The sequence below is a fragment of the Streptomyces carpinensis genome, from assembly GCF_002154505.1.
In the GTDB taxonomy this organism is placed as follows: Bacteria; Actinomycetota; Actinomycetes; order Streptomycetales; family Streptomycetaceae; genus Streptomyces; species Streptomyces carpinensis.
Genome location: NZ_MUBM01000690.1, coordinates 1 through 627, shown reverse-complemented (window position 1 = coordinate 627; position 627 = coordinate 1). Strand labels below are relative to the sequence as shown.

General features: G+C 70.5%; 1 protein-coding gene. It reads left to right on the top strand.

The genetic code is table 11. The features are described from left to right. Window positions 1–627, top strand: a 627-nt coding sequence (locus tag BZY54_RS47935; RefSeq protein ID WP_143668436.1) for a cytochrome P450, incomplete at both ends; no start/stop codon positions are given.

Genomic DNA, 627 nt, shown 5'->3' with positions numbered 1-627 from the left:
GCGGCCGGCCCGCCCGCCGACCTCACCAGTGCGGTGCTCAGCCCGTTCCCGATCGCGGTGATCTGTGAACTGATGGGCGTCCCGGCCGCCGACCGGCACAGCATGCACACCTGGACCCAGCTGATCCTGTCCTCCTCGCACGGCGCCGACGTCAGCGAGCAGGCCAAGGAGGAGATGGCCGCGTACTTCACCGAGCTGATCGACGCACGCATGGAAGGCGGCGGTGAGGACGTGGCCTCCCTGCTCGGCGGCGCCATCGGGCGTGGCGAGGTCTCCGTGGCGGAGGCCGTGGGTCTCGCGATGCTCCTCCAGATCGGCGGCGAGGCGGTCACCAACAACAGCGGGCAGATGTTCTACATCCTGCTGAGCCGCCCCGAACTGGCCGACCGGCTGCGCGCCCGGCCGGAGATCCGTCCGCAGGCCATCGACGAGCTGCTGCGCTACATCCCGCACCGCAACGCGGTCGGACTGTCGCGGATCGCGCTGGAGGACGTGGAGATCAAGGGGGTGCGGATCCGGGCGGGCGACGCCGTCTACGTGTCCTACCTGGCCGCCAACCGCGACCCGGACGTCTTCGCGGACCCGCACGAGATCGACTTCTCGCGCAGTCCGAACCCCCATGTGGCG